This window comes from Actinomadura sp. NPDC023710 (assembly GCF_040639875.1).
GTDB lineage: Bacteria > Actinomycetota > Actinomycetes > Streptosporangiales > Streptosporangiaceae > Spirillospora > Spirillospora citrea.
The window spans coordinates 56,777-79,263 of sequence record NZ_JBFAGB010000044.1; the positions used below are offsets into that span (position 1 = coordinate 56,777).

The 22,487-nt window shown below is 72.5% G+C and carries 18 protein-coding genes; 12 read left to right on the top strand and 6 right to left on the bottom strand.

Annotated features, from left to right (window positions below; all coding sequences use genetic code 11):
• Positions 1–75: 75 nt before the first annotated feature.
• On the top strand, positions 76–459 hold the full coding sequence (locus AB0H37_RS36950; RefSeq protein ID WP_179832723.1) for a DUF4307 domain-containing protein: 384 nt from the start codon (positions 76–78) through the stop codon (positions 457–459).
• Positions 460–654: 195 nt separating this feature from the next.
• Positions 655–1,155, top strand: a complete 501-nt coding sequence (gene greA, locus AB0H37_RS36955) for a transcription elongation factor GreA (RefSeq protein WP_179832722.1) — start codon at positions 655–657, stop codon at positions 1,153–1,155.
• 72 nt (positions 1,156–1,227) lie between these two features.
• Here the strand turns inward: greA and AB0H37_RS36960 are convergent, their stop codons facing one another.
• Positions 1,228–1,734, bottom strand: a complete 507-nt coding sequence (locus tag AB0H37_RS36960) for an Lrp/AsnC family transcriptional regulator (protein WP_179832721.1) — start codon at positions 1,732–1,734, stop codon at positions 1,228–1,230.
• Positions 1,735–1,862: 128 nt separating this feature from the next.
• On the opposite strand from AB0H37_RS36960, the gene hppD reads away from it, so the two are divergent.
• From hppD to AB0H37_RS36990, 6 genes are all read left to right on the top strand, one after another.
• Positions 1,863–2,954, top strand: a complete 1,092-nt coding sequence (hppD, locus tag AB0H37_RS36965) for a 4-hydroxyphenylpyruvate dioxygenase (protein ID WP_329094871.1) — start codon at positions 1,863–1,865, stop codon at positions 2,952–2,954.
• Between the two features lie 186 nt (positions 2,955–3,140).
• Positions 3,141–3,935, top strand: a complete 795-nt coding sequence (locus AB0H37_RS36970) for an RDD family protein (protein ID WP_179832719.1) — start codon at positions 3,141–3,143, stop codon at positions 3,933–3,935.
• A 99-nt stretch (positions 3,936–4,034) separates the two neighbouring features.
• The gene (locus tag AB0H37_RS36975; protein WP_329094875.1) at positions 4,035–4,964 is read left to right on the top strand and encodes an RDD family protein; all 930 of its coding nucleotides are present in this window, start codon (positions 4,035–4,037) and stop codon (positions 4,962–4,964) included.
• An 81-nt stretch (positions 4,965–5,045) separates the two neighbouring features.
• On the top strand, positions 5,046–6,659 hold the full coding sequence (locus AB0H37_RS36980; RefSeq protein ID WP_329094877.1) for a M1 family metallopeptidase: 1,614 nt from the start codon (positions 5,046–5,048) through the stop codon (positions 6,657–6,659).
• A gap of 102 nt (positions 6,660–6,761) precedes the next feature.
• Complete coding sequence (locus tag AB0H37_RS36985) at positions 6,762–8,237, top strand: M1 family metallopeptidase (protein WP_329094879.1); 1,476 nt, start codon at positions 6,762–6,764, stop codon at positions 8,235–8,237.
• Positions 8,238–8,374: 137 nt separating this feature from the next.
• A complete protein-coding gene (locus AB0H37_RS36990) occupies positions 8,375–9,796 on the top strand; it encodes a M1 family metallopeptidase (RefSeq protein WP_360617281.1) in 1,422 nt (473 codons plus the stop codon).
• A 52-nt stretch (positions 9,797–9,848) separates the two neighbouring features.
• On the opposite strand, the gene ilvA is transcribed toward AB0H37_RS36990, so the two are convergent.
• From ilvA to AB0H37_RS37005, 3 genes are read right to left on the bottom strand one after another with little or no spacing between them, the layout of a single operon-like run.
• The gene (gene ilvA / locus AB0H37_RS36995; RefSeq protein WP_360617282.1) at positions 9,849–11,138 is read right to left on the bottom strand and encodes a threonine ammonia-lyase; all 1,290 of its coding nucleotides are present in this window, start codon (positions 11,136–11,138) and stop codon (positions 9,849–9,851) included.
• A gap of 23 nt (positions 11,139–11,161) precedes the next feature.
• Positions 11,162–12,097 carry an ROK family protein gene (locus tag AB0H37_RS37000; protein WP_360617290.1) on the bottom strand — a complete coding sequence of 312 codons (936 nt, stop codon included), beginning with the start codon at positions 12,095–12,097 and terminating at the stop codon, positions 11,162–11,164.
• A gap of 5 nt (positions 12,098–12,102) precedes the next feature.
• Positions 12,103–13,284 (bottom strand): FIST N-terminal domain-containing protein, encoded by a 1,182-nt coding sequence (locus AB0H37_RS37005; protein ID WP_360617283.1) that lies wholly within the window; start codon positions 13,282–13,284, stop codon positions 12,103–12,105.
• Between the two features lie 214 nt (positions 13,285–13,498).
• Between AB0H37_RS37005 and AB0H37_RS37010 the strand changes: the two genes are divergently transcribed.
• The 3 genes from AB0H37_RS37010 (at position 13,499) to AB0H37_RS37020 (ending at position 17,770) form a co-directional block, all read left to right on the top strand.
• Positions 13,499–14,890 carry a sigma 54-interacting transcriptional regulator gene (locus AB0H37_RS37010; RefSeq protein WP_179838406.1) on the top strand — a complete coding sequence of 464 codons (1,392 nt, stop codon included), beginning with the start codon at positions 13,499–13,501 and terminating at the stop codon, positions 14,888–14,890.
• Positions 14,891–14,927: 37 nt separating this feature from the next.
• Complete coding sequence (locus AB0H37_RS37015; protein WP_329094886.1) at positions 14,928–17,003, top strand: hypothetical protein; 2,076 nt, start codon at positions 14,928–14,930, stop codon at positions 17,001–17,003.
• Between the two features lie 191 nt (positions 17,004–17,194).
• On the top strand, positions 17,195–17,770 hold the full coding sequence (locus AB0H37_RS37020) for a hypothetical protein (RefSeq protein WP_360617285.1): 576 nt from the start codon (positions 17,195–17,197) through the stop codon (positions 17,768–17,770).
• A 7-nt stretch (positions 17,771–17,777) separates the two neighbouring features.
• Here the strand turns inward: AB0H37_RS37020 and AB0H37_RS37025 are convergent, their stop codons facing one another.
• Positions 17,778–18,818 (bottom strand): alpha/beta hydrolase fold domain-containing protein, encoded by a 1,041-nt coding sequence (locus AB0H37_RS37025; protein WP_360617287.1) that lies wholly within the window; start codon positions 18,816–18,818, stop codon positions 17,778–17,780.
• A gap of 134 nt (positions 18,819–18,952) precedes the next feature.
• Positions 18,953–20,101 (bottom strand): cystathionine gamma-synthase, encoded by a 1,149-nt coding sequence (locus tag AB0H37_RS37030; RefSeq protein ID WP_329094892.1) that lies wholly within the window; start codon positions 20,099–20,101, stop codon positions 18,953–18,955.
• A gap of 155 nt (positions 20,102–20,256) precedes the next feature.
• Between AB0H37_RS37030 and AB0H37_RS37035 the strand changes: the two genes are divergently transcribed.
• Positions 20,257–22,416 carry an MMPL family transporter gene (locus tag AB0H37_RS37035; protein ID WP_329094894.1) on the top strand — a complete coding sequence of 720 codons (2,160 nt, stop codon included), beginning with the start codon at positions 20,257–20,259 and terminating at the stop codon, positions 22,414–22,416.
• Positions 22,417–22,487 lie beyond the last annotated feature (71 nt).

The following is a 22,487-nucleotide window of genomic DNA, read 5'->3' on the forward strand; positions in this document are numbered from 1 at the left end:
TTCGAGGCACGCGCCATGACAGACGAGAATGAATTGTCCCTGACAACGTCCGAACCCCGCACGAGGATTCCCGCCATGACGACGAGCGTGTCGAAAGCAGCGGCTCCGGCCGAGTCCCGGCGGAGCCGGCTCGGCCTGGCGGTCATCGGCCTCCTCGCGGCGGTGATGGCGGCCGGCTTCGGCGTCCTCGCCGCGCACACGGGGCAGACGCCCGGGATCGTCCCGCAGACCGTCACCTACGACATCACCGACACGTCGGTCGAGATCAACTACACGGTGGCCAAGGGGAAGGACGACGACGTGCGCTGCACGGTGGACGCCTACGACACCGCCTTCGCGGTGCTCGCGCAGAAGGAGGTCTCGGCTCCGTCCGGGAAGTCCAGCGTGAAGGGGACGGAGACGCTGCAGACGCCGCGGCGGGCGACCGGGGCCAGGATCCGCGACTGCCGCAAGGTCTGACACCGCCGCGACCGGCCGACCGATACGCCCGGTGAGTGACGAGACACGGTTTGGCGGATTGCGGACGCCGTGTTCAGGGAACCTTTACCCGCACACACCGGATAGGCTTGAGGTTTCACCCAGCCGCACTTCATGTCGATGTGACTCCCGCCCGCGGGGGCGGGTGAGATCGCACCATGTGGATGAGGAGTACCCGTGACCGAGACCCGCGCTGACAACGTCACCTGGCTCACCCAGGAGGCGTACGACCGGCTCAAGGCTGAGCTGGACCACCTGTCGGGCCCGGGCCGCATCGAGATCGCTCAGAAGATCGAGGCGGCGCGGGAGGAGGGCGACCTGCGCGAGAACGGCGGCTACCACGCGGCCAAGGAGGAGCAGGGCAAGATCGAGGGCCGGATCCTCCAGCTCCAGGGCATCCTGGAGAACGCCCGCGTCGGCGAGGCCCCGCGCACGGAGGGCGTCGTCGGGCCCGGCATGACCGTCACGGTCTCGTTCGAGGGCGACGACGAGGAGGTGACGTTCCTGCTCGCCTCCCGCGAGGAGGTCGGCGCCCCCATCGACGTCTACTCCCCGAAGTCGCCGCTCGGTGCCGCCATCGACGGCAAGAAGGTCGGCGACAAGGCCACCTACAACCTCCCCAACGGCCGCTCGATGACCGTGGAGGTCCTGGACGCCACTCCCTACGGCGGCGCGTAGCCGCCGGGTTCGACACCGCGCAGACGACGACCGCCGGGCGGCTCCCGCCCGGCGGTCGTCGCGTGTGCGGCCCTACCTCCGCGGACGTCCACCGGGCGGTCCGCCCCCGGCGGGTGCGGACACCGCGCGGACGAGGGGGAGGGTGCGGTACGGGATCTGGGTGGCGAGGGAGATCACCGAGGAGGCGCGCTCCACGCCGGCGACGTCCACGATGACGTCGATGACGCGCTGGAGGTCGGTGTTGCTGCGGGCGACGATGCGGCACAGCATGTCGCCGGGGCCGGTGATGGTGTGGGCCTCGATCACCTCGGGCACCTGGGCGAGCCGGGCCGCCACCGGGTCGTGGCCGCCCGCCTGCCGCAGCTGCAGCGTGACGAAGGCCGTCACCCCGTAGCCGAGCGCGGCCGGGTCGATCTCCGGGCCGTGGCCGGCGATGACGCCGTCCCGCGCGAGCCGGTCCAGCCGCGCCTGGACGGTGCCGCGCGCGACCCCGAGCCGCCGGGACGCCTCCAGGACGCCGACCCGGGGCTCGGCGGCGAACAGCTCGATCAGCCGGCCGTCCAGTTCGTCGATCGGCACGGCACCCTCCTGTGGTCGTGGTCACCATGTACAGAGCGACCGGTCGGATCGCGGTCGCACTGTACAGATTGACCAGTGTTTCAGCCCGCTCTTGCGCACCTTGCAGGCACATGTCGAGATTAGGTGGCATGGATGAGTTTCCGGTCAAGGGTATGGACGCCGTCGTCTTCGCCGTCGGCAACGCCAAACAGGCCGCCCACTACTACTCGACCGCGTTCGGGATGCGCAGGGTCGCCTACCGGGGCCCGGAGAACGGCAGCCCGGACGAGGCGGTGCACGTGCTGGAGTCGGGCGGCGCCCGGTTCGTGTTCCGCGGACCGGTGAAGGCGGGCACCGAGCTCGGGCGGCACATCGCCGAGCACGGCGACGGTGTCGTGGACCTCGCGATCGAGGTGCCCGACGTCGAGCACGCCTACCGGCACGCGCTCGCGAAGGGCGCCACCGGCCTGCAGGAGCCGCACGTCCTGGAGGACCGGTACGGCAAGGCGACGGTCGCGGCGATCGCCACCTACGGCGAGACCCGGCACACGCTGGTCGACCGCTCCAACTACACCGGCCCCTACCTGCCCGGGTTCGAGCCCGCCGAGCCGATCGTGGAGCCGGTGGGCAAGCGGTTCTTCCAGGCGATCGACCACTGCGTCGGCAACGTCGAGCGCATGGACGAGTGGGCCGACTTCTACCACCGCGTCATGGGCTTCACCGACATGGCGGAGTTCGTCGGCGACGACATCGCGACCGAGTACTCGGCGCTGATGTCCAAGGTCGTCGCGGACGGCACCCGCAAGGTGAAGTTCCCCCTGAACGAGCCCGCGGAGAGCAGGCGCAAGTCGCAGATCGACGAGTACCTGGAGTTCTACGGGGGCCCGGGCGTCCAGCACATCGCGCTCGCCACGAACGACATCCTGGCCTCGGTCGACCGGATGCGCGCCGCGGGCGTGGAGTTCCTGGAGAGCCCCGACTCCTACTACGAGGACCCCGAGCTGCGCGAGCGCATCGGCCAGGTGCGGGTCCCGATCGAAGAACTGCAGGAGCGCCGGATCCTGGTCGACCGGGACGAGGACGGCTACCTGCTGCAGATCTTCACCAAGCCCGTCCAGGACCGTCCGACCGTTTTCTTCGAGCTGATCGAGCGGCACGGCTCGCTCGGCTTCGGCAAGGGCAACTTCAAGGCGCTGTTCGAGGCGATCGAGCGGGAGCAGGAGCGCCGCGGCAACCTGTGACACCGCGCCACCTGTGACACCGAGCAACCGGTGACACCGCGCCACCGGTGACACCCGTGGCACCGCGGCGAGCCTCGACGCCGCGGTGCCCGGACTCGGGGGACCCGGCCCCGGACGCGCCCGCGTCCGGGGCCGGTCGTCGCCCGGGCGACCGCGCGCCGCCCGTACCGGGCACACTGTGGGGCCATGAGCGAACCACCCCAGGACACCCCGAAGCCGGACAGCGGCTGGCAGCCCCCGGACCGGCCGCCGGGCGAGGCCCCCGCCTCGCCCGAACGCCCGCCGCCGTACCAGGGCTCCTACGGCGGGCCTCCGGCCCAGGCCGCCCCCGCGCCCGGGTACGGCCACCCCGGCGCCCCGCCGCCGCAGGCGCCGCCGGTCCCGGGCTACGGCCCTCCCGGCTACCACCACCCCGGTCCGCAGGGGCCGCAGGACGTGATCGCGGGACGGGGCGCGCGGCTCGGCGCCGGAATCCTCGACAGCGTCCTGCTCGGCATCGCGGCGACGCCGGCCGTCCTGTTCTCGATCCGCTGGGACCGGCTGCAGGACATGGCCAGATCGGGCGAGCCGATGACCGACCCGCTGGACCTCTACAACATTCCGCGCCTCATCGGCGGGTACGCGATCGCGTTCCTGCTGGGCTTCGTGTACTTCACCGTTCTGCACGCCCGATGGGGCCAGACGCTCGGCAAGAAGGCGTTCGGCATCCGGCTGGTGCGGGCCTCCGACCTGTCGGCGGTGAGCTGGGGCCAGGCGCTCGGACGGCAGGCCTTCGTCTACGCCATCAGCGTGACGACGGGCGCGCTGAACCTCCTCACGCCGGTCGCGGGGATCCTCGGGCTCGTCGGCCTGCTCGACAACGCCTGGATCCTGTGGGACGAACGGCGCCAGGCGCTGCACGACAAGGTGGCCGGGACGGTGGTGGTGAAGGCGACGCCGTGGACGCCGAACCCCTACGCCCGCGACCAGACCCGGTCCTGACCGCGTCCCCGGTAAGGGCCTGGTCATGCGGGGGTAAACATTCCGGCTCCACCCGGGCGCGGCAGGGTTGGGTCGCGGTCACGCGGCGACCCTCACGGCATGACGCAACCGCCGCACGACCCCGCGTCCGGGCGAGAGCCGGAAGACGACCGGCCGCACGGGGACCAGGAGCACCCCGACCGGCCGGGCCCCTATGGCGGCCGGCAGCCGTATGGTGAACCACCCCAGGGACAGCAGCCTCCGTACGGCGAGCAGCCACCGCAGGGAGGCCAACAGCCGCCCGGCGGGCAACAGCAGTACGGCCAGCAGCAGTACGGCCAGCAGCCCTACGGGGAGCAACAGTGGGGCGGGCAGCAGCAATACGGCGGACAGCAGCCCTACGGAGAGCAGCAGCCGTACGGCCAGCAGCAGTACGGCCAGCAACCGTATGGCCAGCAGCCCTACGGCGAGCAGGGGCAGTGGCAGCAGCAGTACGGCGAACAGCCCTACGGGGCCCAGCCGGGGTACGGGCAGCAGCACCCCGGCTACGGGGCGGGCGGGTACCCGCACCCTTCCGGGGAGCTGGCGAGCCGCTGGGCGCGGCTGGGCGGGGGCATCGTCGACCTCATCATCATCGGCATCGTGGCGGGCCTGATCTCGATCCCGTTCATCAACTGGAACGACGTCGTCGACCCGGAACCGGGCACCTCCATGTACGACGGCGCCCGGGTGGGGACGAACGCGATCAGCGTCGTGCTGGCCTTCTTCTACTTCTGGCTGATGCACGCCAAGTGGGGGCAGACGCTCGGCAAGATGCTGGTGCGGACGCGGGTCGTGCGGGCCGACGACGGGCAGGCGATCACCACCGGCCAGGCCGCGGGCCGCTCCGCGTTCTACAGCGTGCTCGGCGGCATCTGCGGGTGCATCGGCCTGATCGACATCGCGTGGATCCTCTGGGACCAGCGCAAGCAGGCGCTGCACTGCAAGGTGGCGCGGACGGTCGTCGTCAAGGCCGACCCGTACCGGCCCAATCCCTACTCCCACCGCTGACATCGCCCCCGCCGGCGGGCTTTCCGGCACCGTCCGAGTTGCCGGGCGGGGTCTCGTCCGGGCAGGCTGGACGGCGTGCATATGGCCGGAAACTCACCCAGTCCCCGTCGTAACGGCTCAAGGGCCGTCCGCGGCGCCGCGTCGCGCGGCGTCCCGGGGCTGGCCGCCCTCGCCCTCGCGGGGTCGCTGACCGCAGCCTGTCAGACCCCGTTCGAGGACCCGGGCGCCTCCGGCCCGTCCAAGGGACCGGTGGTGAACGGCCCGGCGGGCACCACCACCGCGGGCGACGACTACGTGCCGGGCAACGGCAACGGCGGCTACGACGTCCAGCACTACGGGCTGAAGCTCACCATCACCCCGGACGGCCCGAAGCAGCTCGACGGCGTCGCGACGATCACCGCCAAGGCGACCGCGAAGCTCGCCCGGTTCAACCTCGACCTGACCGGCCTGGACGTGTCCTCCATCAAGGTGGACGGCGCGCCCGCGCGGCAGCAGCGCGGCGGCGGCGAGCTGGAGGTGACGCCCGCCAAGCCCCTGGAGCAGGGCAGCACCTTCACCACGGTGATCGCCTACTCGGGGACGCCGCGCCCGGTGTCGGACCCGGTGCTCGGCCGGTACGGCTGGATCCGCACGTCCGACGGCGTCTTCGTGGCGTGCCAGCCGAGCGGCGCGCACACGTGGTTCCCGAGCAACGACCATCCGAGCGACAAGGCCACCTTCGACTTCGAGATCACGGTCCCGCAGGGCCTCACGGCGATCGCCAACGGCGAGCCGGACACGCCGCCGCAGGACTCCGGCGGCGGCGCACCCGGAACCCCGCCGGGCCTGCCCGGCGGGCCGCCCACCGAGACTCCGCCCACCGAGCCGACGGACGGCCCGACGGACGGTCCGGGCGTCGTGCCGGTCGGCCACCGCGCCGCCGCGGGTGCCGTGACGACCTCGAAGTGGCGGGTCAAGGACCCGATGGCCACCTACCTGGCGACCGTCGACGTCGGCCGGTTCGCGGTGCGGACGGGCAAGACCGCCGGGGGCATCCCCAATATCACCGCCGTGGACGCGACCACCTCCGGCGTGAACATCGACCAGTTCCACCAGCTGAACGGCCGGGTCATCGACGAGTGGTCGAAGCTTTTCGGCCCGTACCCGTTCTCCTCCACCGGCGGCCTGATCGACAACGCCGACGTCGGCTTCGCGCTGGAGACGCAGACGCGGCCCGTGTACGGGGCGTTCGGGCTCCAGCCGACCATCGTCGCGCACGAGCTGGCGCACCAGTGGTTCGGCGACAGCGTCAGCCTGTCGCGGTGGCAGGACATCTGGCTGAACGAGGGCTTCGCGACCTACGCCGAGTGGCTGTGGGACGAGAAGACCGGCGGCCAGACGGTCCAGGAGCACTTCGACGAGGCCTACAACGGCATCGGCGGCGGGGAGCTGTGGGACGTCCCGCCCGGCGACCCCGGGCGCAAGCAGATGTTCGGCCGGTCGGTGTACGACCGGGGCGGCATGACGCTGGTCGCGCTGCGCGGCCGGGTCGGCGAGGACGTGTTCTACAAGATCCTCCAGACCTGGACGAAGGAGCACCGGCACGCCGCCGGGACGACGAAGCAGTTCATCGCTACGGCGAACCGGGTGTCGGGCAAGAAGCTGGACGCGTTCTTCGACGACTGGCTGTACCAGAAGGGCCGTCCGTCCAAGTGACGGGGTGATCCCGGTCCGCTGCGGGTGAAGGCCCGGCAAGGATTGGGGAAAGGCGGGCCGGTCGCCGTCCGCGCGGGGCGGGCGCGCGCCATCATCGGCCTGATGAACGGGCCATCTCGGCGGATGACCGCGGCCTTGACCGCCGCGATCCTGGTCGGATCGCCCGGCGCCGCGTCCGCGTCCAAGGATCCGGGCGCCGCGGCGGAGCGGCGGGCGGCCGCACCTTGTCCACAGCCCTTGCCGCCCGCCGTGCCGCCGCCGGACATGTGCGGCACGGCCTCCCCGGGAGCGCCCGGCCTGGGCGACCCCTACTTCGAGGGCGCGGGCAACGGCGGCTACGACGTCGCCCACTACGACGTCGCGCTGGCCTACGCAGGCGCCAGGACGGGAGCGGTCGACGCGGCGGTCACGGTCACCGCGACCGCCACCCAGGACCTGTCCGCGTTCGACCTCGACTTCCGCGGCCCGCAGATCACCGCCGTCGCGGTGGACGGCCGGGCGGCGCGCCACCGTCGCGCCGGCCGGGAGCTCGTGGTCACGCCCGCCGAGCCGATCCGCGCCGGACGGACGTTCCGGGTCGCCGTCCGATACGCGGGCAGACCGGAGCCGATCGGGAACAAGGCATTCGGCGCCTACGGGTGGGTCCCGAGCAAGGACGGCGCGGTCGTCGCCTCCGAGCCGGACGGCGCGTCCACCTGGCTGCCGGTGAACGACCACCCCCGCGACAAGGCCACGTACGCGTTCCGCATCACCGTCCCGAGGGGCCTGCGCGCCGTGGCGAACGGGCGGCCCGGCCCCGTCAGCACCGGCACCGCGACCGCCACCTACACGTGGACCGAGGACGCGCCGATGGCGAGCTACCTGGCCACGGTCGCCATCGGACGGTTCCAGGTGCGGCGGACCGAGGTGGACGGCGTCCCGGTGATCACGGCCGTGGACCCCGCGTTCCGCTCGGCGGCCGAGCGGCTGGAGAGCACCACCGTCAAGGTGATGAAGTGGGCGGCACCGCTCTTCGGCCCGTACCCGTTCGCGACGGCGGGCGGCATCGTCGACGACCCGAAGCTCGGCTATGCCCTGGAGACCCAGGAACGCCCCGTCTACGGCGGCTTCGCGCCGGACGACGGCTTCATCGTCCACGAGATGGCCCACCAGTGGTTCGGTGACAGCGTCGGGCTGCACCACTGGAGCGACATCTGGCTGAACGAGGGCTTCGCGACCTACGCCGAGTGGTTGTGGCGCGAGCGCACCGGCACGGACTCGGCGGAGAAGATCTTCAAGCGGTACTACGCGCAGCCCGCGAGCTCGCCGATCTTCAGCCCGCCGCCGGGCGCGCCGGGCGCCGCGAAGATGTTCGGCTTCTCCGTCTACGTCCGCGGCGCGATGACGCTCCAGGCCCTCCGCGAGCGGGTCGGCGACAGGGCGTTCTTCACGATCCTGCGGACGTGGACGGCCGAGCACCGCCACTCCACCGCCACGACGCCGCAGTTCACCGCGCTGGCCGAACGGGTGTCGGGCCAAAGGCTCACGACGCTGTTCCAGGCGTGGCTCCGTTCGGAGACCAAACCGCTGAGTTGGTGACCGGACACCGGATTCCGCCACAGAAACCTCACCTGACAGGCAGATTCGATACCAAATGGCGCTTGTGCGGACCCGGTTCACGAGAAAGTCTTGAGCGCTGTCATGACGGTCCACCCAGGCTACCGAGGACGAGGTCGATGAGCAGAACCCCCAGAGCGCTGGCGGCCGTGACGCTGGGCGTCGCGGCGAGCCTCGCGGTGACCGCGGCGCCCGCCGGCGCCGCCGAGCGGTTCACCCCCGGGGCGCCCGGCGCGGGCGACCCCTACTTCCCCGACATGGGCAACGGCGGCTACGACGTCGCCCACTACGACATCGGCCTGAAGTACGACCCCGCGACCAAGGGGATCCAGGCGGTGACCCGCGTGACGGCGCGGGCGACGCAGAACCTGTCCCGGTTCGACCTGGACTTCCTCGGCCCGCTGAAGATCTCCTCCGTGAAGGTCGACGGCCGCGCCGCGTCCTACACGCGGACGGGCGCCCAGGAGCTGGTCATCACCCCGCGCAAGGGCATCCGGGACCGCCGCGCCTTCACCGTGACCGTGGCGTACTCCGGCGTTCCGCAGACGGTCAACGACGACGCGCTGGGCGTGTCCGGCTGGGTGCCCACCCCCGACGGCGCGGTGATGCTCAACCAGCCGTTCGGCGCGGCCACCGTCTACCCGGTGAACGACCACCCGACCGACAAGGCGACCTACACCTACACGCTGACGGCTCCGAGCGGCCTCACCACGCTCGCCAACGGCGACCCGCGCGGCAGGCGGACCGCGGGCGGCTGGACGACCACGCGCTGGGACGTCCGCAACCCGATGGCCAGCGAGCTCGCCATGATCGCGATCGGCCGGTACGACGTGGCCACCGGACGGACGAAGGCGGGCATCCCCAACCTGACCGCCACCGACCGGGCCATGGCCATCAAGCCGGAGGACGCGAAGAAGTTCCACGACCAGACCGCCGAGGTCACCGACTTCCAGAACCGGCTCTACGGCCGCTACCCGTTCACCTCGACGGGCGGGATCGTCGTCAAGGCCGGGGTCGGCTACGCGCTGGAGACGCAGGGCCGCCCCGTGTACGACCTCGGGCGCCGTCCGGGCGCCATCCCGAGCACCGACCTGCTCGCGCACGAGCTGGGCCACCAGTGGTTCGGCGACTCGGTGTCCCCGGCCAGGTGGGCCGACATCTGGCTGAACGAGGGCTTCGCGACGTACTCCGAGTGGCTGTACGCGGCGGCGCACGGCGGCACGTCCGTCCAGAAGCAGTTCGACGAGACCTACGCGACGCCCGCGAGCAACGGCCTGTGGACGGGCAGGGTCGCCGACCCGGGCCGCGACCACATCTTCGACGGGCTCGTCTACGACCGCGGCGCGATGGCCGTCCACGTGCTGCGCACGAAGATCGGCGAGCGGGCCTTCTCGGCTCTGCTGAAGGCGTGGCCGGCCGCCTACCGGTACGGCAACGCCTCCACGAAGGACTTCGTCCGCTTCGCCGAGCGCCTGTCCCGCAAGGACCTGGACGCCTGGGCCAAGGCCTGGCTCTACTCCGAGGGCAAGCCGTCTCTGTAGAACCCCGCTCGGCCGTGACACCGCACCCTCACGCTGAGCCGGCCGCCCGCGGCTAGCTCAACGTGAGGGTGTAGCCCTTCTCGCGGAGGCGGCCGATGACGTCCTCGGAGTGGTCGGCCCCGCGGGTCTCCAGGTGCATGAGCACCTCGGCCTCCTCGACGTGGAGGCGGGCCGCCATCCGCTCGTGCATGACGTCCAGGACGTTGACGCCCAGCTCGGCCAGTTCGCTCAGCAGGGTCACCAGGGCGCCCGGACGGTCCTTCAGGCGGCAGCGCACCACCAGGTAACGCCCCGCGCCCGCGAGCCCGTGCCGCAGCACCTTCGACAGCAGCAGCGGGTCGATGTTGCCGCCCGACAGCAGCACCACGACGGGCGGCTCGACGGCGTAGCCGTGCTCCAGCAGCGCCGCGACGCCCGCCGCCCCCGCCGGCTCGACGACCTGCTTGGCGCGTTCGAGGCAGAGCAGCAGGGCCTGGGAGATCGACTCCTCGGTCACGGTGACGACGGCGTCCACCAGCTCGGTGAACATGGCGTAGGTCAGCTCACCGGGGCGGCCGACCGCGATGCCGTCCGCCATCGTGCGCTCGATCCCGATCTGGGTGGGCCTGCCCGCCGCGAGCGACGGCGGGAACGCCGCGGCCCGCTTGGCCTGCGCGCCGACGAGCTTGACGTCCCCGCCGCCGGTCTCCTTCGCCAGGCCCTTCACCGCCGCCGCGACCCCGGCCAGCAGGCCGCCGCCGCCCACCGGCGACACGATCGTCCGCGCCTCCGGGCACTGCTCCATGACCTCCAGGCCGATCGTGGCCTGCCCCGTGACGACGTCGGGGTGGTCGAACGGGTGGATGAACACCGCGCCGCACTCGTCCGCGTACTCCTGCGCGGCGACGAGGCAGTCGTCCACGGTCGGCCCGGGGAAGACGACCTCGGCGCCGTAGCCGCGGGTCGCGGCGATCTTCGGGAGCGGGGCGCCGACCGGCATGAACACGGTGGCCTTGCAGCCGAGCATCGAGGCGGCGAGCGCGACGCCCTGCGCGTGGTTGCCCGCGCTCGCCGCGACCACGCCGCCCGCCCGCTCCCGCTCGCACAGCCGCGCGATCCGCACGTACGCGCCCCGGATCTTGAAGGAGCCGGTGCGCTGCAGGTTCTCGCACTTCAGCAGGACGGGCCCGCCGATCTGCTCCGACAGCACCCGGGAGGGGATCAGCGGCGTCGGCACGGCCACCCCGCCCAGCAGCTCCCTGGCGGCGCGGACGTCGTCGACATCGACGGAGCCCGGACCAGAGTCGCTCGTACTCGCTCGTGGGGGGGCGGCCCCCCACACCCCCCGGGCCGCTTCGCTCATTCATTCATCCTTGCACGCCCGGCCTATCCGGCACTCCAATAACGATCTTGGGCGTAGACCAGGGCGGCGGCGCCGACGAGGCCCGCGGTCTGCCCGAGCTCGGCCGGGACGATCCGCAGCCGGCGCGCGAACTCCATCCGCGCGTGCTCGCCGAACGCCTCCTCCATCGGGTCGAACAGCAGCCGTCCCGCCTGCGAGAGCCCGCCGCCGATCGCGGCGACCTCCAGATCGCACAGGTGCGTCGCGGACGCGATCGCGATGCCGAGGGCGCGGCCCGCCCGGCGCATCGCCGCGCCCGCGACCGGGTCCCCGCGGCGGGCGTCGTCGGTGAGCTCCACGCCGGTGGCGTCCGCGCTCCCGGGCCGCCAGCCCTGCTCCCGCGCCCACGCGACCAGCCCCGGGCCGCGCGCGACCGCCTCCAGGCAGCCGCGGCCCCCGCATCCGCAGGGCGGCCCGCCGGGCTCGACGATGACGTGCCCGATGTGCCCGGCGTTGCCGCTGGCGCCGTTCACCAGGCGCCCGCCGAGCATGAGTCCGCCGCCGACGCCCGTGGACACCACCATGCCGAGGACGTTGTCGTGCCCGCGCCCCGCGCCGAGCCAGTGCTCGCCGATCGCGACGCAGACCGCGTCGTTGTGGATGCGGACGGGCAGGCCCGGGTACCGGGCGCGGAGCCGCTCGCGCAGCGGGAAGCCCCGCCACGCCGGGATGTTCAGCGGCGACACCTCGGCCGCCGGCCAGGTCATCGGCCCTCCGCAGCCCACCCCGACACCCGCGAGGGGCGGGTCCCCGGCGCCGGCGGCGAGCTTGGCGAGCAGCGCCTCCAGCGCCCGCCACAGCTCCTCCCCGTCCACGTCCGGCGCGTTCGGGGTGGGGGCCCGGTCGTGGGCGGTGACGCGCCCGTCGGGTTCGACCAGCGCGGCGGCGAGCTTCGTCCCGCCGACGTCCACCGCGAGCACGGCGCTCAAACGCCCTCCTCGGCCCGGCCGAACGCGAGGATCGAGGCGGTGAAGCCGTGCACGTGGTTGCGTCCCGCGACCGGGCCGATCTCCCCCGCCGCGAAGAAGCCGCCCACCCCTGCGGGGCCGAAGGCGCGGTCCAGCACCTTGGCGTCATGGTCGGAGTCGGGGAACATCGCCTGCCCGCGGCCGTTGCAGGAGATCAGCAGCGCGCCCTCGACCGGCGCGAGGTCGAACCGCTCCAGCAGCGCGGCGAGGTCCTCCTCGGCGGCGCCCGCGTCCCGGACCTGGAACCGGACGGTGCGCCCCACGTCCACCACGTCGCCGATCGCGATGGCGCCGGTGTCGGTGTCGGCGCCCACGACGCCGCGGACGAGGAAGTCGCCGTGCTCGTGCTCGTCGGCGTACTCGTCCATCGCGACGCCGATCAGCAGCCCGCGCCCGGCGAGCTCCTGCTCCTCCTCCGGCAGCCCGAGGACGATCTGCTCCAGCTTCTCCAGCGCCGGCACCCCCGCCAGCTCGTACAGGACGTTCCCCTCGGCCCTGGTCACCACCATGTCCGGGCCGATCGGGCGGGCGCCCTGGCTGACCACCGTGGCGGCGGCGACGGACCCGCCGATCACCACGCCGACCGCGCCGTCCCGGTACACCTCGCCGCCGACGAACAGCCGCGCCTCGCCGTGCCCGGTCTCGCCGCCGACCCCGCTGCCCTCGGCCAGCCCGCCGACCAGCGGCAGGCCGGGCAGCGCCTCGTCCGAGCGCTCCACGAACGCGTCCACCGGGAAGCTGTACGGGTCGGCCAGCAGCACGCCGACCGCGTCGTCGTCCTGGGCCTCCGGCATGCCGACCACGATGAGCCGGTCGTCGCCCTTCAGCGTCTCCAGCCGGAACGCGTCGAGCCGCGCGCCGGGCAGCACCGCCGCCCACGCGCTCACCGCGCCCCGCTCCTCCACGCCGCGCCCGGCCCCGATCACACCGGACGCGCTGCACCCCAGCAGCAGCGCGGGACCGGCCGCGCGCTGCGCAGCCTGCGCGGCCTCCTCGATCTGGCCCGGGTCGTCGCCGGTGACGAACACGCACACCAGGTCGGGCGCCGCGCTGAGCGGCGCGAGCGCCTGCTCGACCGCCGTCGTGGCGGCGCTGGACAGATCGGGTCCGAGGGCCAGGCCATCACCGAATCGCGCCATCGGCGCCGCCTCCCTCACTCCGTTCGCCGGGTCGCTTCACACCACCAGTCTCCCCCTCCGCGACCGTTCCACCCAAACGCCGGCGAGACGGGACAGGGCGGGCGAATCCCCGGCGGGGGTGCGATTCCCCGGGCCGGGACGTAGTGTCGGTCGCGTGCGTTCATCCACACCACGCGAGTCCTCCTCCGGCGAATCCGCACCCCGTGAATCGACGCTGGGCGCGCTGCGCGCCACCGGTCACGTGCGGCTTCCCGTCAAGGCCGAGATCCGGCGCAACCTGCTCGGCCGGCTGAGATCCGGCGAGCCGCGCTTCCCCGGCATCCTCGGGTTCGACGAGACCGTCCTGCCCCATCTGGAGCGCGCCCTGCTGGCCGGGCACGACCTGGTGCTGCTGGGCGAGCGCGGGCAGGGCAAGACGCGGCTGATCCGCACCCTGGTCGGACTGCTGGACGAGTGGACCCCCGTGGTGGCGGGCTGCGAGATCAACGACCACCCGTACGCGCCGGTCTGCGTGCGCTGCCGCCGGCTCGCGGGCGAGCTGGGCGACGCGCTTCCGGTCGAGTGGAAGCACCGCGACGACCGCTACGGGGAGAAGCTCGCCACGCCCGACACCAGCGTCGGCGACCTCATCGGCGACGTCGACCCGATCAAGGTGGCGGAGGGCCGCACGCTCGGCGACCCGGAGACCGTGCACTTCGGGCTCGTCCCGCGCACCAACCGCGGGATCTTCTCCATCAACGAGCTGCCCGACCTCGCCGAGCGGATCCAGGTGGCGCTGCTGAACGTGCTGGAGGAGCGCGACGTCCAGGTCCGCGGCTACGCGCTGCGGCTGCCGCTGGACGTGCTGCTCGTCGCGTCCGCCAACCCCGAGGACTACACCAACCGGGGCCGGATCATCACGCCGCTGAAGGACCGCTTCGGCGCCGAGATCCGCACCCACTACCCCCTCGAACTGGACGCCGAGCTCGCGCTGATCCGCCAGGAGGCCGACTTCGCCGACCTCGCGGGCCTGCCCGCCGAGGTGCCCGACCACATGGTCGAGGTGATCGGGCGGTTCACCCGGCTCGTCCGCGACTCGACGGCGGTGGACGCGCGGTCGGGTGTGTCGGCGCGGTTCGCGCTCGCGGGCGCCGAGACCGTCGCGGCGGGCGCGGTGCGCCGCGCGGCGCTCACCGGGGAGGAGCACGCCGTCGCGCGGGTCTGCGACCTGCCGGCCGTGGTGCCGTCGCTGATGGGCAAGGTGGAGTTCGAGGTCAGCGAGGAGGGCCGCGAGCAGGAGGTGCTGGAGCACCTGCTGCGCCGCGCGGTCGCCGAGACCTACCGCCGGACGCTGGGCGCCGCCGACCTCACCGGCCTGCTCGACAAGTTCGACTCCGGGGAGAGCGTGGAGTCGGGCGAGCTGGTGCCGGCGCGCGAGCTGCTGCGGCGCACCGGCCAGGTGCCCGGCCTCGCCAAGATCATGGAAAGGCTCGGCATGAGCGGGGAGTCCCCGGGGCAGGCCGCGGCGGCGATCGAGTTCGCCCTGGAGGGGCTGTTCCTCACCCGGCGGCTCTCCAAGGACGTCGCCGAGGGGCGGTCCGACGGGACGGCGACGTACCGGACGTGACACCGCGCCCCGAGGTCTCCACGCGCAAGGGGATTCGATGAGCCGATACCGCTACGGCGCCTACGAGGACGGGCCCGACCCGCTCGCACCGCCCTACGACGTCCGCGACGCGCTGGACGCCGTGGGCGACTCGGTGCTGGACGGCACCCGCCCCGACGACGCGCTCCGCGAGCTGCTGCGGCGCGGCCTGCCGGGCGCCCAGCCCCGCCGGGGGCTCGACGACATGCTGCGCCAGGTCAGGGAGCGGCGCCGTGCGCTGCGCGACCGGGGCCGCCTCGACGGCACGCTGGAGCAGGCCCGCGCGCTGCTGGACACCGCGATCGGGCAGGAGCGGGCCGAGCTGTTCCCCGACCCGGGCGACGACGCGCGGCTGCGCGAGGCGGAGCTGGACATGCTGCCGTCCGACACCTCGCAGGCGATCCGGCGGCTGTCGGACTACGACTGGCGCTCCGCCGCCGCCCGCCGCACCTTCGAGCAGCTGAAGGACCTGCTGCGCCGCGAGGTCCTCGACGCGCAGTTCCAGGGCATGAAGCAGGCCCTGGAGAACCAGGACCCGGCCGCCATGCAGCGGGTCAAGGACATGATGGCCGACCTCAACGCGATGCTGGAGCGGGACGCGCGCGGCGAGCACACCCAGGATGACTTCGACCGGTTCATGGGCGAGTACGGGGACATGTTCCCCGACGATCCGCAGAACCTCGAAGAGCTGGTCGACGCGCTGGCCCGCCGCGCCGCCGCGATGGACCGGCTGCTCGCCTCGCTCAGCCCCGAGCAGCGCGCCGAGCTGGCCGGCCTCATGGAGCAGGCCATGCAGGACGCGGGCCTCGCCATGGAGATGACCCGGCTCGGCGACGCGCTGCGGACCCGCCGCCCCGACCTCGGCTGGGGGCAGCCCGAGCAGATGACCGGTGACGACCCGCTCGGCGTGGGCGACGCCACGACCGCGCTGGCGGAGCTGGCCGACCTCAGCGAGCTGGAGGCGGCGCTCGGGCAGGACTACCCGGGCGCGCGGCTCGACGACATCGACGAGGACGCCGTCCGGCGGGCCCTCGGCCGGCAGGCCGTCGACGACCTCGCCGAGCTGCGCCGCATCGAGGCCGAACTGGAGCGGCAGGGCTACCTGCAGCGCAAGCGCGGGAAGCTGGAGCTGACGCCGAAGGCGGTGCGGCGGCTCGGCGAGACCGCGCTGCGCCGGGTGTTCTCCCAGCTGGCGTCCGGCCGGCGGGGCGACCACGACCAGCGGGACGCGGGCCAGGCGGGCGAGCTGACCGGCTCCAGCCGCGAGTGGCGGTTCGGCGACGAGCAGCCCCTCGACGTGGTCCGGACGGTGAGCAACGCGATCCGGCGCAGCGCCATGGAGCGCGGGACGACCGCGAACGGGACCGGGGAGCGCGGCACCGGCCTCGTCCCCCCGCCCGCGGATGCGAGGCTCGCCGAGCCCGTGGGCACCTCCGACGCCGTGGCGGTCGGCGGAAACGGCGCGCGGCGCCCGGACGGCGTGCGGCTGAGCGTGGACGACTTCGAGGTGCACGAGACCGAGCGCCGCACCGGCGCCGCCGTCTGCCTGCTCGTCGACCTGTCCTACTCGATGGTGCTGCGCGGGACGTGGGCGGCCGCCAAGCAGACCACGCTCGCCCTGCACACGCTCGTGACCAGCAAGTTCCCGCAGGACGCCATCCAGATCATCGGGTTCTCCAACTACGCGCGGGTGCTGCACCCCACGGAGATGGCGGGCCTCGACTGGGACATGGTGCAGGGCACCAACCTGCACCACGCCCTGATGATCGCCGGACGGCACCTGGACCGGCACCCCGACTTCGAGCCGATCGTCCTCGTCGTCACCGACGGCGAGCCCACCGCGCACCTGCGGCCGGACGGCCGCTCGCTGTTCGACTACCCGCCGTCCACCGACACGCTCGTGCTCACCCTCGCCGAGGTCGACAAGATGACCCGGCGCGGCGCCTGCATGAACTTCTTCATGCTCGCCGAGGACCGGCGGCTCGTGTCGTTCGTGGAGGAGGTCGCGCAGCGCAACGGCGGCCGGGTCTTCGCGCCCGACGCCGACCGGCTCGGCGAGTACGTCATCAGCGACTACCTGAGAATCAGGCGCTGAACCACGACCTCAATGGTCGCGATCGCGTCCGAAGGCAGGGCCGGGGGCGGAGACGCGAGCGAAGCGAGAGCCTGATCGCGCAGCGAGCCGCCAAGGCGAGCCGGAGCGATGCCGGCGATCGCCGCTTTTGTCGACGTTGGAGGGGCGCTAGGCCCGAAGGACGAGACAAGGCAATGAACTAGGGTCGGCCCATGTCGACTTCGGACCGCATCCTGCTCTTCCTCCACATCGGGTTCGCGATCTTCACTCTGGGGCCGCTGACCGCCGCCACGATGTCCACCCCCCGCTACATCCGCAAGCGCGACGTGGTCGTGGTGCGTTACCTCCACCGGACCACCCAGATCTACGGGATCGGGACGCTGGGGATCTTCCTGATCGGGCTCGGGCTGGCGAAGGGCGATCTCGCCGAGGTGTGGCTGACGGTGTCGATGACGCTGTTCGTCGTCGCGCTGGTGCTGCTGCTGATCGTCGAGCGCGACCAGCGCAAGGCGGTGCACCTGCTGGAGGTCGCGGCGGCCGAGGCGGTGCCCGCGCCGGTCCCTGCCCGTCCCGCCGCGACCGACAAGGCCGGGGAGGCCAAGGAGGGCGGCGCCTCGGCCGAGGGCGGCGCGGCGGAGGCCGAGGCCCCCGCCGCCGGAGCCACCGCGGAGCCGGCGGCCGCCACCGGTGAGATCGCCCAGGTGGAGCGGGGGCGGCTGGCCGCCATGTCCGGCGTCGTCGCGCTGATCTGGCTGGTGATCCTCGTGCTGATGGTCTGGAACGGCTGAGCCGGCCCTACTGGCCGGGGTTCAGCCGCTTCTTGAGCCAGGCCAGGATCGTCGGGTAGACGCTTTCGTCGCTCAGCATGTCCGAAGCGTGCATGTCGCCCTCGACGGTCTTGACGGTCGCCTGGACCCCGGCGGCCCGCAGCGCGCCGGCCAGCCCGGTGCTCTGGGTGACCGGGACGAAGTCGCCGGTGGCGTGCATCAGCAGCATCGGGGCGTCGTCCGCGGAGACGTGCGTGACGGTGCTGGCGTCGTCCAGCTTCGTCCAGCAGTCCGGGGCGGCGGCCGCACCGGGCACGCAGTGGACGAGACCGACCACGGCCTGCCGCAGCTTGCGCTCGGTGAACGAGGCGTCCGGCTTCGCGCCGTCCTGGAAGGCCAGGAAGGGGTTGTTCGGCGGCGACAGCGCGACCACCCCGCGGACCTGGCGGGTGCCCGTCCCGAACGTGCCGAGCTGCGTCGCGAGGTGCCCGCCGGCCGACGAGCCCATGACCGCGATGCGGTTCGGGTCGACGTTCCACACCTGGGCGTGCTTCTTGACGAAGTCGAGGGCCGCCATGGCGTCGTCGCGCTGGGCGGGCCACTGCGCCTTGGGCGCGAGCCGGTAGTTGGCCGACAGGACCACGAAGCCCTGCTCGGTCAGCCGGCGCGCGAAGTACTTCCAGCCGCCGCCCTTGTCGCCCTCCAGCCAGTAGCCGCCGTGCAGGAGCAGCACGGCCGGCCGCGGCGTGGCGCGGGGGCCCGGCTTGCGCCAGTAGGCGTCGATCTTCTGGGCGGGCAGCTTGCCGTAGGCGTAGGTGCGGAACCGCGGCAGCTGCGGCGTCACCATGACCGCCTGCGCGGTGACCGTGCCGTCCGGCTCCCCGTCCGTGGCGGCCGGGCCGCCCTCAGTCGGCGTCGCGGACGGCGCCGACGGCGAGCCGGTACCGGGGGCCCCGGTCTCCGGCCCGCCGGACGGGGTCCCCGCCGGCGGCTCGGACGGCTCGGACGGGACGGACACCGTCGGCGTCGGCGTCGGCTCGTTCGCGTGGGCTCCCACGGGAACGGTCACGGCGGAGACACACGTCGCGGCGAACGCCGCCCCACAGACCAGTACTTTGCGCACCCCGGGCCCTTTCTTCACAAACCTGGCGCGCTGAGTATAGATGTTTTGATCAAGTCCGGTGGGGAATGGTCAGCCGATTCTCAGGAAAGCGCCTGCTCCAGATCGCGGAGCAGGTCGGCGGCGTCCTCGATGCCGACCGACAGCCGCACCAGGTCGGCGGGCACCTCCAGCGGTGATCCGGCCGCCGAGGCGTGCGTCATCCGCCCCGGGTGCTCGATCAGCGACTCGACGCCGCCGAGCGACTCGCCGAGCGTGAACAGCTTCGTCCGCTCGCAGACCCGGACGGCGGCCTCCTCCGACTCCATCCGGAACGAGACCATGCCGCCGAACGCCTTCATCTGCTTGGCGGCGATCTCGTGGCCCGGGTGGTCGGGCAGCCCCGGGTAGAGGACCTGCCGGACGGACGGGTGCCGCGTCAGCAGGTCCACGACCCGCTCCGCGTTGGCGCAGTGCCGGTCCATCCGCACGCCGAGCGTCTTGATCCCGCGCAGGGTGAGCCAGGCGTCGAACGGGCCCGCGACGGCGCCCATCGCGTTCTGGTGGAACGCCAGCCGCTCCCCGAGGCCGGCGTCCGCGGCGATCAGCGCGCCCCCGACGACGTCGGAGTGCCCGCCGATGTACTTGGTGGTGGAGTGGACGACGACGTCCGCGCCGAGCTCCAGCGGCCGCTGGAGGTAGGGCGAGGCGAAGGTGTTGTCGACGGCCAGCAGCGCCCCCGCGTCCCGGGCGACGGCGGCCAGCGCCGCGATGTCGGCGACGCCGAGCAGCGGGTTGGTGGGCGTCTCCACCCAGATGATCTTCGTCTCGGGGCGGACCGCCGCCCGCACCGCGGCGATGTCGTTGAGCGGCACCGGGTCGAACTCGACCCCCCACGGCTGGGCGACCTTCGCGAACAGCCGGTACGTCCCGCCGTAGGCGTCGTTCGGGACGATGACGTGGGCACCGGGCTTGCAGACCGTGCGCAGCAGCGCGTCCTCGGCGGCGAGCCCGGAGGCGAACGCCAGCCCCCGCGCGCCGCCCTCCGTCTCGGCCAGGCATACCTCCAGCGCGGTACGCGTCGGGTTGGCCGACCGGGAGTACTCGTAGCCCCCGCGCAGCGCCCCGATGCCGTCCTGCTTGTACGTCGAGACCTGGTAGATCGGCGGGACGACCGCGCCGGTGGCCGGGTCGGGCTCCTGCCCGGCGTGGATGGCCAGGGTCTCGAACCCCCGTTGAACCTCGTTGTCCATGGGTACGAGGCTATCCACTCCCCGCCCCTCCTAGAGGAGGAGAGGCTCCCCCGGAGGTATCACACCGCATTTCGGCGCTGCGGGTGACCCCCGCGCCGTGTCCGGTCTCTACTGTTTTACAGGTATCCCTACGACTGTGAATTAAGGAAGCCCCCATGTTCGCTCGGCTCGCGCGCTTCGTCGTGAGACACCCGTGGTGGACGATCGTGGCCTGGCTCGTGGCCGCGGTGCTCATCATCGCCCTCTCCCCCAAGCTCACCACCGAGTCCGACCAGGGCGACTTCCTGCCCTCGAAGTACGAGTCGGTGCAGGCGCTCAAGATCGCTGAAAAGGCGTTCCCGCAGCAGGAGGACACCTCCTCGCTCGTCGTGGTGAAGCGTTCCGACGGCCAGGCGCTGACGGCGCAGGACACCGCGAAGGTGAACGAGGCCGCCAAGACGCTCAACGCCAAGAAGCCGCCGACGGTCCTCGGCTTCGCGACCGGCCCCGAGGCCGTGGCGCCCAACAAGGCCGTCCAGGTGATCATGGTGCCGATGAAGGGCACCTCGATGGCCGACAGCGAGAAGCAGGGCGACGCGGTCAAGCAGATCCGCAAGGACCTGCCCACCCTGCTGAAGGACAGCGGGATGGAGGCCAAGGTCGGCGGTGACGTCGCCGGCTTCGTCGACAACGAGGACTCCTTCAACAAGTCCTTCGAGATCGTCGGCATCGCCACCTTCGTGCTGATCATCGGGTTGATCCTGCTGATCTTCCGGGCCCCGCTGGCGGCGGTGCTGCCGATCGTCGTCATCACCGTGACCATGCAGGTCGCGATGGGTCTGATCGGCACGGCCTCGAAGATCTTCGGGTTCTCCGGCGACGACAGCCTCAGCACCATCATCCTGATCGTGCTCTTCGGCATCGGCGCCGACTACTACCTGTTCCTGATGTTCCGGTTCCGCGAGCGGCTGCGCGCCGGCGACGACAAGAAGACCGCGATGATCACCGCGGTGGAGCGGGTCGGCGAGGTCATCTCCTCGGCCGCCGCCGCCATCGCCGTGACGTTCCTGGTCCTGCTGCTCGCGACGTTCGGCGTCTTCAGCGCCTGGGGCCCGGCCCTCGCCATCGCCGTCGTCGTGATGGGCATCACCTCGCTGACGCTGTTCCCGGCGCTCGTCTCGCTGCTCGGCACCGCCGTCTTCTGGCCGTCCAAGGCGTGGAAGAAGCAGCCGAAGGGCAGATTCTCCACGGCCATCGGCCGCGGCGTCGGCAAGCGCCCCGCCGTCGCCGCCGCGGCGTCCGGGCTCGTCCTGGTCGTGCTGGCGCTCGGCACCCTCGGGTTCAAGGCCGACTACGACTTCGCTGCCGGCTTCCCGCAGGACACGGAGTCCGCCCAGGCGACCAAGGACATGGAGAAGGGCTTCCCGCCCGGCCTGACCACCCCGGTCCAGGTGTTCATCAAGAGCCAGAACGGGCAGCCGGTCACCCAGCAGCAGCTCCAGTCGTTCAGCCAGGCCGCCGAGAGCGCGCCCGGCGTCGGCAAGGTGCAGCAGCCCGTCCCCGGCCAGGACAAGACCGTGGCCCGGGTCGACCTGGTACTGAAGGTCAACCCGGCGTCCAACAAGGCGATCGCCCTGGTCAAGGACGAGCTGGCGCCCGCCGTGCACAAGGCGGCGCCGGAGGGCACCCGCGCCTACGTCGGCGGATCGACGGCGATCTTCTCCGACATCAACACGGTCAACAACCGCGACCTGTCGGTGATCCTGCCGGTGGCGGCGGTGCTGATCGCGCTGATCCTGGCGCTGCTGCTGAGGTCGGTGGTCGCGCCGATCTACCTGGTGGTGGCCGTCCTGCTCGGCTTCGCGGCGACGCTCGGCTCCGCGGTGTACGTCTTCCAGGGCGCGATGGGCGAGGCCGGCGTCACCTTCCAGCTGCCGATCGTCCTCTACCTGTTCGTGCTGGCCATCGGGACCGACTACAACATCCTGATGACGGCGCGGCTGCGCGAGGAGGCCAAGGAGGGCCACGACCCGCGGAAGGCTGCGGCCCTGGCCGTCCAGCACGGCGGCCCGACGGTCGCCGCGGCGGGCCTCATCCTGGCCGGCACGTTCTCGGTGATGATGCTCGCGCCGGTCTCGATGCTCCAGCAGATGGGCTTCTCGGTGGCGATCGGCATCGCGCTGTCGGCCTTCGTGATGTCCACCTTCCTGGTGCCGGGCCTCACCGCGATGCTGGGCCACAAGGCCTGGTGGCCGGGCCACGGCGACGAGCCGAAGAAGCAGCCGCGGCCGAACGACACGCGGGAGGACTTCGCCCCGACCGGGTACCGCGGCTAGCCGCGGCGCCCCCGAGACGTCGGGTTGCGGGGGCCGGCCCATAACGCCGCCCACCGGCCGGGCCCCGCAAC

What these genes read in the sequence shown, in the direction of transcription:
- AB0H37_RS36950 (WP_179832723.1), top strand. Translation starts at nt 76, where the DNA reads ATGACGACGAGCGTGTCGAAAGCAGCGGCTCCGGCCGAGTCCCGGCGG.
- hppD (WP_329094871.1), top strand. Translation starts at nt 1,863, where the DNA reads ATGGATGAGTTTCCGGTCAAGGGTATGGACGCCGTCGTCTTCGCCGTC.
- AB0H37_RS36970 (WP_179832719.1), top strand. Translation starts at nt 3,141, where the DNA reads ATGAGCGAACCACCCCAGGACACCCCGAAGCCGGACAGCGGCTGGCAG.
- AB0H37_RS36975 (WP_329094875.1), top strand. Translation starts at nt 4,035, where the DNA reads ATGACGCAACCGCCGCACGACCCCGCGTCCGGGCGAGAGCCGGAAGAC.
- AB0H37_RS36980 (WP_329094877.1), top strand. Translation starts at nt 5,046, where the DNA reads ATGGCCGGAAACTCACCCAGTCCCCGTCGTAACGGCTCAAGGGCCGTC.
- AB0H37_RS36985 (WP_329094879.1), top strand. Translation starts at nt 6,762, where the DNA reads ATGAACGGGCCATCTCGGCGGATGACCGCGGCCTTGACCGCCGCGATC.
- AB0H37_RS36990 (WP_360617281.1), top strand. Translation starts at nt 8,375, where the DNA reads ATGAGCAGAACCCCCAGAGCGCTGGCGGCCGTGACGCTGGGCGTCGCG.
- ilvA (WP_360617282.1), bottom strand. Translation starts at nt 11,138, where the DNA reads ATGAGCGAAGCGGCCCGGGGGGTGTGGGGGGCCGCCCCCCCACGAGCG.
- AB0H37_RS37005 (WP_360617283.1), bottom strand. Translation starts at nt 13,284, where the DNA reads ATGGCGCGATTCGGTGATGGCCTGGCCCTCGGACCCGATCTGTCCAGC.
- AB0H37_RS37015 (WP_329094886.1), top strand. Translation starts at nt 14,928, where the DNA reads ATGAGCCGATACCGCTACGGCGCCTACGAGGACGGGCCCGACCCGCTC.
- AB0H37_RS37020 (WP_360617285.1), top strand. Translation starts at nt 17,195, where the DNA reads ATGTCGACTTCGGACCGCATCCTGCTCTTCCTCCACATCGGGTTCGCG.
- AB0H37_RS37030 (WP_329094892.1), bottom strand. Translation starts at nt 20,101, where the DNA reads ATGGACAACGAGGTTCAACGGGGGTTCGAGACCCTGGCCATCCACGCC.
- AB0H37_RS37035 (WP_329094894.1), top strand. Translation starts at nt 20,257, where the DNA reads ATGTTCGCTCGGCTCGCGCGCTTCGTCGTGAGACACCCGTGGTGGACG.